We start from the raw sequence: 10929 nt of genomic DNA, 5'->3' as shown, positions 1-10929 counted from the left end.
CGCCTCGCGGTTTCCAGAAGTGCCAACGTATGGCGAATTTTGTGTGAAATCTACGTCAAATTACTGATTATCCTCATCCAACACTGGATCATGCTCACCGGATTGTGGGAAATACCCCAGCGCAGCCTCACCAAAGGTGTTCAAGCCATTCAGGAACAGGCTTCCCATCTTGCCGCCTGCATCGCTGAGCGACGCAGCTTGATAAAATGCCTCAAGCAACTGGCAAAACTCTTCGCTTCTTCAACCGCTTGCCGACAAAACAAACGGAGGAAAAAACCTAATAATTGGATGAGATTACAGCAAGTTAGGGAATGGAGGGCTTAAAGTTGATGCGTATAGGAGGCAAGGATCAATTCCCACACGCCTTCTACCCATAGATGCACGACCCACCACCAGTAGTATTTATCCTTCACCAGATTGTCAGGGTTATAAAATGAGAACAGGAAGAACACCGCCAGCCCCACCAACCCCGTCAGCAACACGATAGTGACCACGGTTTTACGCCCTGTCAGTACGGTCATGCCAATGTTGTAAAGAAATGCCAAGGCGACCACGACAATGCCAATTTTGGTAATGGTAGGCTGTTCGAGGAACTCGCGCCCCATCGTCGGCAACAAATCATTGCCGGTAATTTGCGCCAAGGTTGCGTAAGGCACAGACAAGTAGCCGACCACGGTTAACGCCGCCGCCACCAGAAACACCCAAAACATCAGCACCGCGAGTTTCGGGGAATAGAGTTCACGCTGTGATTCTTCCGGCACGAGGTAGTAAGCCGCGCCCATAAAACCCATTAACAACCATACGATCAGCGAGTTGGTGTGTACCATCCGCGCTACGTTAAAGGGAATTTCTGGGAACAGAAAATCACCCATCACGTACTGAAGACCCATCACCAGGCCAAACAGCACTTGCACCACGAACAGCCCGATAGCAGCAGTAAAATACAGTTTCGCCACCGACTGGGATTGATATTGCATAATTGTTCTCCTTAACCCTGAATATTCGGTGGCCAGTTTTCGGTATTGATTTCGCTGGTGTATTTCAGGAATTCAACAATCTCGTCCAGTTCCGCCTCGGTGAAATTGAATTGCGGCATACTGCGGCGACCGGGGATACCCTCCACCGGGCGGCTTTTGATAAAGCCTTTGATCGCCTCCTTATTTTCGCCGAAACGCTTGTAGACATTGCCCAGTTCGGGCGCGAAATATGCGCCTTCGCCCAGCAAGGTGTGGCAACCGATGCAGTTATTGCGTTCCCACAAGCGTTTGCCTGCGGCAACCTGTTCGGTGAGGTTTTGATGGTTGTCACGCGCAGGCCAAGCCTGATGCGTGTCAAATGTCAGGGCAAGAAAAAGCAGCAGGAAAAACGCCGAGCCGCCGTAGTAAATATTTCTCGCCATGCTTTTGGTGAAAACTTCCTGCATGGTGTGAATCCCTCCGTAATAGTGTTACTGCTAGGAGGGTAGAGGAATGGATAGGTGAGCGGCCTTGACTCAGGTCAAGCCTTTTTCCTTAGGCAATACCAGCGCGTAATAGATCATGCATATGAATAATACCGATAACACTACCATCCTGAATAACGGGTAGTACCGTGATGGCGTATTCCTGCATCAGATTGAGCGCCTCAACCGCAAGGTTGTGGGCGTTGATACTGCGAAATGAGACAGTCATTAGGGCGGAGATGGGTTGTTCGTGTAAGCTTTGCCCTTTTTCGAAAGAGCGTCGTAAATCGCCGTCAGTGAAAATGCCTAACAATGTGCCGTTGGGGGTGGTGATGGCAGTCATCCCCAGTTTTTTGCGTGTCATTTCCAAAATAGCCTGTTGTAAGCTGGCATCGGGGGGAACTTGAGGAATTTCTGTTCCCGTGTGCATGATGTCGCGTACATGCACCAATAGGCGCTTGCCTAAACGTCCGCCTGGGTGGGAACGGGCGAAATCATTGGCAGTAAAACCGCGTGCTTCCAAGAGTGCAACGGCAAGGGCATCGCCCATGACTAGTGTAGCGGTAGTGCTGGAGGTGGGAGCCAGTCCTAAAGGACAGGCTTCTTTGTCTACACCCGTATTAATATGGAAATCAGCCGCTTGTGCTAGTGATGATTGTGGATTGCCAGTCATGGCAATGATGCGCACATTCAAGCGCCGAATTACCGGTAAAATAGCAAGAATTTCTTCACTCGTGCCGGAATTGGATAAGGCAATGATGACATCGCCATTAACGATCATGCCAAGGTCGCCGTGGCTGGCTTCGCCAGGGTGCAGGAAAAAAGCGGGTGTGCCGGTGCTGGCGAGTGTTGCGGCGATTTTGTTGCCGATATGCCCGGATTTCCCCATGCCGGTAACAATGACGCGCCCTTGGCAAGCGAGTATGGTTTCACAAGCGTGTAAAAAGTCGTCGTCTAAGCGTGAGGGCAGAGCGGCAAGGGCGGCGATTTCAGTATCGATGACCGCTTTGGCAAGGGTAAGCAGGTCTTTAGCGTGGTGTGACATATTGTTAGCCCCTTGTGGAATGTGCGGGAGACGGGCACAAAAAAACCCGCTACTGGCGGGTTAGATATTTCACTTGGTGATTGGTTCACAACAAGTGGTGCCGGGAGCGAGACTCGAACTCGCACAATGTCACCATCGGCGGATTTTGAATCCGCTGCGTCTACCGATTCCGCCATCCCGGCTAGGATGTGAAGGCGGCAATTATACATAATGTTTTCGATTTGTCGAAACATTTTTTACAAAATGTTAAACTCTGCCCCATGAAATTAAGTGCCTTCCATTACGACCTCCCCCCAGCCCTGATTGCCTCCGAACCTTTAGCAGAACGGACAGCTAGTCGGCTATTGATTTTGAACGGTGCGAGCGGTGAATGCCGTGACGGCCAGTTTACCGATGTGCTCGATTTGATCCAGCCCGAAGACTTGTTGGTATTTAACAATACCCGCGTGATTCCTGCCCGATTGCATGGCGAAAAAACCACAGGTGGCAAGGTTGAAGTACTGGTGGAGCGCATTACAGGCGAACACACCGCGCTTGCGCATATTCGCGCCAGCAAAGCGCCAAAGCCCAGTACGCGCTTACGCCTGGAACAGGCGATTGATGCGCAAGTAACCGGGCGGCAGGATGATTTGTTTGAAGTCCAGTTCTTGCACACGGATTCGGCGTTGAATTTGCTGGAGCAATACGGGCATATTCCTTTGCCACCCTATATCGAACGTGCGGATACGCCAGCCGATCGGGAACGTTACCAAACGGTTTTTGCGCAACGACCGGGGGCGGTGGCTGCACCAACCGCTGGATTGCATTTTGATCAGCCGTTACTGGAGGCGTTGCGGCAAAAAGGTGTGCAAACCGCTGCGGTTACGTTGCACGTGGGGGCGGGCACGTTCCAGCCGGTGCGGGTGCAGGATTTGTCACAGCATGTGATGCATGCTGAGTATGCGGATGTTTCCCAAGAAGTGTGCGATGCTGTGGCTGCTTGCCGTGAGCGTGGTGGGCGTGTAGTAGCTGTCGGTACAACGTCGGTACGTAGCCTCGAAAGTGCTGCCCGCGATGGCACATTAAAACCGTTTCAGGGTGATACACGTTTATTCATTACACCGGGTTATGAATTCCGCGTGGTAGATCTTATGATCACCAATTTCCACCTTCCTGAATCTACCTTGCTGATGCTGGTTTCAGCGTTTGCTGGGTATGAAAACATCATGCAAGCTTACCAACATGCCGTTCATCAGGAATATCGTTTTTTTAGTTATGGTGACGCCATGTTTATAACCTATAAGCAGAATAAATAGTTATTTCGTCTGTCAAGGTTGTGACTTTTTTGCAACTGTAAGATCATAATCATGTAATGTAAATCTATGTTTATCAAGGATTAATCAATCCTATGATTGATTGGTTTTAGATCAAGCTAGCAGTTTGTTTTATCCCAATATCTGCTGTGCTATTTAACTTGCGAGATGATGCGCCCGTTGTCAGTCGGGAATGTGTAGGAGATTGATTATGAACAAAAAGAGTGTCTTCAAGAAAGTGTCCTTGCCGTTGCTTGGGGGCTTTATGCTCTTAGCTGCGCCGCTATTGAGTATGGCAGCATTGCCGATGCCTGCCGATACTTCGCTGGTTTATCGAGTCCAAGGTTTGGATCCTGGTAATGTCTTAAAAATGTACAAAGAGCCGGGCAAAGAGGTCATTGTGAATTTGCCTCATAACGCGACATGGGTCGCGCGGCGTAATGCGCAAATGACCATTGGTGACAAAGTTTGGGAAAAGGTGAGTTGGGATGATCAAACCGGTTGGGTATTATCTGATGCGTTAGCGGAAGACCCAAAAGCAACCGAAGCCGCAAACGCTCGCCGCCAGTGTTTGGTTGACCCTGCGATACAGGATAAAGAATGCTGTGGCTACCCGGAAGCAGCAAAAGGTGGGTTATTCAAATCCATTCCGGTTTATGCAGTGAAAGACTTGTCAGCAGGCGAAAGCCTGATGATGTATGTCGATCACGGTGATGATGCGATTGCGGTGGAAATTCCCCACAACGGTACCAATATCGTCAAGCTAGGTCAGCGGGCAGAAGCCGGTGCATTCGCCATGGAACGGGTGCGCTGGGCGGGGCAAAATGGCTGGATAGATGCTGCTAAAATGTCCTACGACGAAGCAAAAACCCAGTCTGGTGATGCAAAACGCCAGAAATGTGGTGGTGTTTCTGATGGTGTGGACTTCAAAGAATCTGAAGTGGTTTGCTTGCCAGCCCCCGTTATTCGCCGCTTGCAAGAGTCCGGCGCATTGGATGCCGAGACTGTCAAAAAGCTGTTGGAACAGGCACCTAAATAAATGCGGGTAGGGGCGAAATATTTTTCGCCCCTACATCATTTTTAGAAAGGATGTTTTTCACACGCTTCCAACGTGTTTTTCATTAGCATGGCGACTGTCATAGGGCCTACGCCGCCCGGCACGGGAGTAATCCACGCAGCATGTTCAGCCGCACTTTCAAATTCCACATCGCCTGCTAGCTTGCCGTTCTCTAGCCGGTTGATGCCCACATCAATTACGGTTGCCCCCGATTTGATCCAATCACCTTTGACTAACCCCGGCTTACCTGCGGCTGCCACTACAATGTCAGCTTGACGCACCAGTTCAGGAGTCATGCTGCCGCTGAATCGGTGGGTGACGGTAACAGTTGCACCCGCCAGCAATAATTCCAGTGCCATTGGGCGACCGACGATATTGGATGCGCCGACGATGACGGCATGACGGCCTTTGTACACTTCACCCGTGCTATCCAATAAGCGCATCACGCCATAGGGGGTGCAAGGGCGAAGACTAGGAATGCGCAAAGTGAGTCGTCCCACATTGGTGGGGTGGAAGCCATCCACATCTTTGCTGGGGCTGATTTGCTCAATGATTAGCGAAGCGTCCAGATGTATGGGCAGTGGCAGTTGTACCAGAATGCCGTCAATCAAGGGGTCGTGGTTAAGCTCGTTAATTAACTCGACCAATTCGTGCTGGGTGGTTTGCGGGGGCAGATCATACGAGCGCGACATAATGCCGACTTCATCGCAGGCTTTGCGTTTATGGCTGACGTAAACTTGTGAGGCAGGGTCGGAACCGATCAGGATAACAGCAAGACCGGGGCGGCGTTTGCCTTGTTGCAGGCGGGCTTCCACACCTTGTTTGACTTCGGTGCGGACTTCGGCGGCAATCTTTTTACCATCAATAATCTGGGCTGTCATGGCATTCCTGCGGGGGCTTTGAAAAGCGCGTATTGTCGCACTGGACTCACTCCCCGTACAACTGCCGTTTCAACCCGCTGCGGTTCAAAATAGTTGTGGCAATCTCTTCAATCGAAATCGCAGTCGTATTGATGTAAGGAATATTTTCGCGGCGGTACAAGCTTTGTTGCCACTCCAATTCCTGCTGGCATTGGCTTAAGGAGGCGTAACGGCTGTTGGGTTTGCGTTCTTGGCGGATGCGTTGCAATTGTTCCGCTGCAATCGTCAAACCAAACAACTTATTGCGGAAGGGATGCAGGATTTTAGGCAAGCCCGACGCATCCATGTCTTCCTCGGTAAGCGGATAATTGGCAGCGTAAATGCCGTACTGCATCGCCAGATACAAACACGTCGGCGTTTTACCGGAGCGCGATACCCCGATCAGTACAATGTCGGCTTCAGCAAAGTTTTTGGCGCTGATGCCATCATCGTTAGCTTGCGCAAAATTAATCGCGGAAATCCGTTTGGAATACGATGCATCGTTGTGCAAGCCGTGCGAACGCCCGATCGCGTGGGAAGAGGGTTGCCCCAGTTCTTTTTCCATCGAGTCGATAAAACTGTCGAAAAAGTCGTAAATCGCGCAATCTGCCGCTTCGATATGCTGACGCACGATAGGATTGATCAGGGTGCTAAACACCAGCGGGCGGCAACCATCCAGTTGCGCCATCAGGTTGATTTGTTCAGCGGTTTCCCGTGCTTTTTCTTCGGAGTCGAGAAACGGGATGCTAACTTTGCGCCATTGGATGCCGTCGAACTGGGTCAACAAACTGTGGCCCAGCGTTTCAACGGTAATCCCCGTGCGGTCAGATAGGTAAAATACTGTCCGCCGATTGCTCATTATTTACCATCCAGACTGGCAAGGTGCAACCAAGTATCCACCACGGTATCCGGGTTCAACGACAAGCTGCTAATGCCTTGCTCATGCAACCACACCGCGAAATCGGGGTAATCCGATGGCCCTTGCCCACAAATACCGATGTACTTACCTTGCTTGTGGCAGGCATCAATCGCCATTTTCAGCAGCTTTTTCACCGCTGGGTTGCGCTCATCAAACAGGTGCGCAATCAAGCCAGAATCGCGGTCAAGCCCCAGCGTCAACTGCGTCATGTCGTTAGAGCCGATGGAGAAGCCGTCGAAGTATTCGAGGAACTCTTCCGCCAGCACTGCGTTGGAAGGAATTTCGCACATCATGATCAGGCGCAAACCGTTTTCGCCACGTTTAATGCCTTGGGTTGCCAGCAATTCGGTGACTTGCTGCGCTTCTTCCAAGGTGCGGCAGAACGGAATCATGATTTCGACGTTGGTCAAGCCCATTTCATTGCGGACTTTACGCAGCGCACGGCATTCCAGCTCGAAGCAATCGCGGAAGTTGGCAGACAAGTAGCGCGAAACGCCACGGTAGCCGATCATCGGGTTTTCTTCGTGTGGCTCGTAACGGTCGCCTGCCATCAGGTTGGCGTATTCGTTCGACTTGAAGTCGGACATGCGCACGATGACTTTGTTGGGCGCGTAAGCCGCAGCGAGGGTGGCAATGCCTTCGACCAGTTTTTCCACGTAGAAATCGACCGGGCTGGCGTAACCGGCAATCTTCGCGCCGATTTTGGCTTTCAGATCCGCAGGCAGATTATCGAATTCCAGCAAGGCTTTCGGGTGGATACCGATGGTGTTGTTGATGATGAATTCTAAGCGTGCCAGACCTACACCCGCATTCGGCAGGCGCGAGAAGGCGAAGGCGCGGGACGGGTTGCCCACGTTCATCATGATTTTCACCGACAAATCAGGCAGGTTGCCAGTGTCAGCGGTGCGCACGTCAAACGGCAGCAAGCCGCTGTAGATGAAACCGGTGTCGCCTTCTGCGCAAGACACGGTAATTTCGTCGCCAGCATTGATGCGTTGGGTGGCGTCGCCACAGCCGACGACAGCGGGGATGCCCATTTCACGCGCAATGATTGCCGCGTGGCAGGTACGTCCGCCGCGATTGGTGACGATGGCGGATGCGCGTTTCATGATCGGTTCCCAGTCGGGGTCGGTCATGTCTGTTACCAGTACGTCGCCTTCTTTCACCTCGTTCATCTGGCTGATGCTCATAATGATACGAGCTGGGCCTTGACCGATTTTTTGACCGATAGCGCGGCCTTCGGCAACCACTGTGCCTTTTTCTTTGAGCTGGTAGCGTTCGATAATGGTGGCAGAAGCGCGGCTTTCGACGGTTTCAGGGCGGGCTTGCACAATGTAGAGCTTGCCGTCGCCGCCATCGAGTGCCCATTCAATGTCCATCGGACGCTGGTAGTGCTTTTCGATAATCATGGCTTGGCGAGCGAGGGATTCGACTTGCTCTTCGCTCAGGCAGAAACGTTCACGGCGAGCAGCATCGACTTCACGGGTCAAAGTGGCTTTGTTGTGCGCGTCGCCAGCGGTGGCAGCGTAGACCATTTCAATCGCTTTTGTACCTAAACGGCGTGACAGAATCGCAGGGCGACCGGCTTCAATATTGGGTTTGTAAACGTAGAATTCGTCGGGGTTGACCGCGCCTTGTACCACGGTTTCGCCCAAGCCATACGCGCCCGTCACGAAGACCGCATCGCGGAAGCCGGATTCGGTGTCGAGGGTGAACAATACGCCGCTTGCGCCAATGTCGCTGCGTACCATTTTTTGTACGCCAGCCGACAGGAACACTTTGTCATGTTCAAAATGCTGGTGGACGCGGTAGGCAATCGCTCGGTCGTTGTACAACGAGGCGAACACTTCCTTGATGGCGGCGATAACATTATCCAAGCCGCGCACGTTGAGGAAGGTTTCTTGCTGACCAGCAAATGAAGCATCCGGCAAGTCTTCAGCCGTGGCGGAAGAGCGCACGGCGAAGGAGGCTGTATCGCCAGAGCCTTCGGCGAGTTTGAGGTAGGCTTCACGCACGGTTTCCAGCAGTTTTTCAGGCAGCGGTGTGTCCATGACCCAGCCACGGATGGTTTTGCCTGCATTGGTGAGGGCGTGGATGTCGTCTACGTCGAGTGAGTTGAGCAGCGCGTTGATGCGGTCAGCCAGACCGTCAGCGCGGATAAAATCTTGGTAAGCGTGTGTGGTGGTGGCAAAACCATTCGGGACGCTAACGCCCGCGTTTGCCAAGTTGCTGATCATTTCCCCTAGGGAGGCGTTTTTGCCGCCGACGATGTTCACATCGTGCATTCCCAATTGGTCGAACCAAAGAATGTAATCTGCCATTGCGCGATCTCCGTTTAGTCGAAGTTGGAAGTCTGGATCGTTATATTTTGGTTGGTTTAGGTTGAAAGGTTATTGTTTCATAGGGGGCGGGGGATAAAAAGAGCGGCGTTCTTTCGCGAACGCCGCAAGCACCACAGTTAGCATAGATAAGTACTCGTGATGAGTGCTTAGCTGCGGCGTAAGATACCGAAAATAATGCATTGTAAAAAATCAATTGTTTCAATTATTACTATTGTATTGCACAATAATGACATAATAGAGGAGGGTAAATAACTGTGGCAATGCACTACTACAAGCAAACGCGTTATAAATTATTGCGAACTTTTTGCGTGGTGGCGCAAAAGGAAAACATCACCCATGCAGCCGATCAGTTGCATATCAGTCAACCGACGGTTTCCTTGCAAATTCAAGCGCTTGAGCGTGAGATGGGTGAGAAGTTGCTGGAGCGTCGTGGGCCTAGTGTACGTTTAACCCCAGAAGGCCGAATCCTTTACCAATTGGTACAACCGATTGCAGCGGGGATTGATTCCCTCAAAGAAACCTTTGCGGCGAGTCTTGGTAAAATGGAGCAGGGCGAGCTGGATATTGCGGTGGGGCAGTCTACCGCTTTGTATGTATTGCCAAAATATTTAGAGCGTTTCTGTGCTGCTTATCCCGGTATTCGCATCAATTTGCATAATGTTGAAGGTCAGAGCGGCATGAAAAAGCTGCTTGAAGACCAAGTGGATTTAGCGGTTGGGCCGTTATTACAGATTCCTGATACGATCGTGTATAAACCGTTTGCCTCATTTGGATCGATTCTGATCACGCCTGAACATCACCCGTTAGCTGAGTTAAAACGCAAGATTACGTTGGAAGATATTGGGCCGTATGGCTTAATTTTACCACCACGTAATATGAGCACTTGGCGCATGGTGGATACCGTATTCCGTCAAAATGAAGTGCCCTATTCGGTGGCAATGGAAGCCGGTGGGTGGGAAATTGTCAAAAAGTATGTGGAAATGGGCTTGGGTGTTTCGATTGTTACCGAAGTTTGTTTGACCGGGAATGAGAAAATCGTGGCAATTCCACTCCATGATTATTTTCCTTCACGCAGTTATGGGTTAATTGTGCGGCGGGGCAAATTCTTTACCCCACAAGCTAAGCGTTTCATCGAAATGTTCGATGAAAACTTTTTCATGGAAGAGTTGTAACCCTACGCTATGCAGGTTTTGTTTACTCCTCGTTTGTCACCGATTCAGCACCTTCTTTGGATTGGATTTTGTCTTCTTTGCCCGATAGCAGGTTGCGGATATTGGATTCGTGCCGCCAGAAAATCATAATCGCCATGAATAACACGCCCAAGGTCAACCAGCCATTGCCATCACTCAATACCCAAAAGTAGATCGGCGAGAGTGCGGTGGCAATCAGCGCAGCGAGTGAGGAAATCTTGAAACCTTTCGCCATGACCAACCAAGTTGCCACGAATGCTATGCCGCCCCAAATATTCACGCCAAGAAATACACCGATAGCGGTGGCGACACCTTTACCGCCTTTGAAGCCATAAAAGATAGGGTATAAATGCCCCAAGAACGCGGCGATACCGATCAAGATCAAGCCGGTCTCATCCACGCCCAAGGCTTTGCCGACCAAGACTGGAATCAAACCTTTTAAACCATCGCCGAGCAAGGTAATTGCAGCAGCTTTCTTACCGCCATGACGCAGCACATTGGTCGCACCGGGGTTGTTGGAACCGACCGTGCGCGGGTCAGGTAGCCCCATCAGTTTGCAGGTAATGATGGCGGCAGAAATAGAACCGAGCAGGTAAGCCAGTGCAATCAGCAAATAGACGACCATGGTGAAGATCCGTGTAACGTTGTTATTTAAAGTCGCAATGCTATCAGATAAGCAGGGTGGCATACAGTTAGCATCCGCCGTGTTTCCTCTTGATTGTCTCGTTCTCTAACTATGCTAAA

11 protein-coding genes and 1 tRNA gene are annotated in these 10929 nt (G+C 51.1%); 3 read left to right on the top strand and 9 right to left on the bottom strand.

Annotated features, from left to right (window positions below):
* Positions 1-60 precede the first annotated feature (60 nt).
* The 5 genes from BLV87_RS19565 to BLV87_RS17745 all read right to left on the bottom strand — a co-directional run bounded on the left by BLV87_RS19565 (position 61) and on the right by BLV87_RS17745 (position 2668).
* Positions 61-219: a hypothetical protein gene (locus tag BLV87_RS19565; RefSeq protein ID WP_175517813.1), complete on the bottom strand. Its 159-nt coding sequence runs from the start codon at positions 217-219 to the stop codon at positions 61-63.
* Positions 220-320: 101 nt separating this feature from the next.
* Entirely contained in the window at positions 321-977 is a 657-nt protein-coding gene (locus BLV87_RS17760) for a cbb3-type cytochrome c oxidase subunit I (protein ID WP_217630030.1), read from the bottom strand.
* An 11-nt stretch (positions 978-988) separates the two neighbouring features.
* The gene (locus tag BLV87_RS17755) at positions 989-1423 is read right to left on the bottom strand and encodes a c-type cytochrome (RefSeq protein WP_093070859.1); all 435 of its coding nucleotides are present in this window, start codon (positions 1421-1423) and stop codon (positions 989-991) included.
* Between the two features lie 88 nt (positions 1424-1511).
* On the bottom strand, positions 1512-2486 hold the full coding sequence (locus tag BLV87_RS17750) for a KpsF/GutQ family sugar-phosphate isomerase (protein ID WP_093070857.1): 975 nt from the start codon (positions 2484-2486) through the stop codon (positions 1512-1514).
* A 95-nt stretch (positions 2487-2581) separates the two neighbouring features.
* A tRNA-Leu gene (locus BLV87_RS17745) sits at positions 2582-2668 on the bottom strand.
* 78 nt (positions 2669-2746) lie between these two features.
* On the opposite strand from BLV87_RS17745, the gene queA reads away from it, so the two are divergent.
* Together queA and BLV87_RS17735 are read left to right on the top strand one after the other, a co-directional pair.
* On the top strand, positions 2747-3781 hold the full coding sequence (gene queA / locus BLV87_RS17740; RefSeq protein WP_093070855.1) for a tRNA preQ1(34) S-adenosylmethionine ribosyltransferase-isomerase QueA: 1035 nt from the start codon (positions 2747-2749) through the stop codon (positions 3779-3781).
* A 208-nt stretch (positions 3782-3989) separates the two neighbouring features.
* Positions 3990-4817, top strand: a complete 828-nt coding sequence (locus tag BLV87_RS17735) for an SH3 domain-containing protein (protein ID WP_093070853.1) — start codon at positions 3990-3992, stop codon at positions 4815-4817.
* Positions 4818-4858: 41 nt separating this feature from the next.
* Here BLV87_RS17735 and folD read toward each other — a convergent pair whose 3' ends face one another.
* Genes folD through ppsA form a run of 3 tightly spaced genes read right to left on the bottom strand, consistent with a single transcriptional unit; the run spans position 4859 to position 8974 of the window.
* Complete coding sequence (folD, locus tag BLV87_RS17730; RefSeq protein WP_093070851.1) at positions 4859-5716, bottom strand: bifunctional methylenetetrahydrofolate dehydrogenase/methenyltetrahydrofolate cyclohydrolase FolD; 858 nt, start codon at positions 5714-5716, stop codon at positions 4859-4861.
* 46 nt (positions 5717-5762) lie between these two features.
* A complete protein-coding gene (ppsR, locus tag BLV87_RS17725) occupies positions 5763-6593 on the bottom strand; it encodes a posphoenolpyruvate synthetase regulatory kinase/phosphorylase PpsR (RefSeq protein WP_093070849.1) in 831 nt (276 codons plus the stop codon).
* On the bottom strand, positions 6593-8974 hold the full coding sequence (gene ppsA / locus BLV87_RS17720; RefSeq protein WP_093070848.1) for a phosphoenolpyruvate synthase: 2382 nt from the start codon (positions 8972-8974) through the stop codon (positions 6593-6595). The genes ppsR and ppsA overlap by 1 nt, the downstream gene beginning before the upstream one ends.
* A gap of 281 nt (positions 8975-9255) precedes the next feature.
* On the opposite strand from ppsA, the gene BLV87_RS17715 reads away from it, so the two are divergent.
* Positions 9256-10167, top strand: a complete 912-nt coding sequence (locus BLV87_RS17715; RefSeq protein WP_093070846.1) for a LysR family transcriptional regulator — start codon at positions 9256-9258, stop codon at positions 10165-10167.
* Positions 10168-10189: 22 nt separating this feature from the next.
* On the opposite strand, the gene plsY is transcribed toward BLV87_RS17715, so the two are convergent.
* Entirely contained in the window at positions 10190-10810 is a 621-nt protein-coding gene (gene plsY / locus BLV87_RS17710) for a glycerol-3-phosphate 1-O-acyltransferase PlsY (RefSeq protein WP_093070861.1), read from the bottom strand.
* Positions 10811-10929 lie beyond the last annotated feature (119 nt).

It is taken from the genome of Thiothrix caldifontis, assembly GCF_900107695.1.
Lineage (GTDB): Bacteria > Pseudomonadota > Gammaproteobacteria > Thiotrichales > Thiotrichaceae > Thiothrix > Thiothrix caldifontis.
This window is presented reverse-complemented; position numbering and strand designations above follow the sequence as displayed.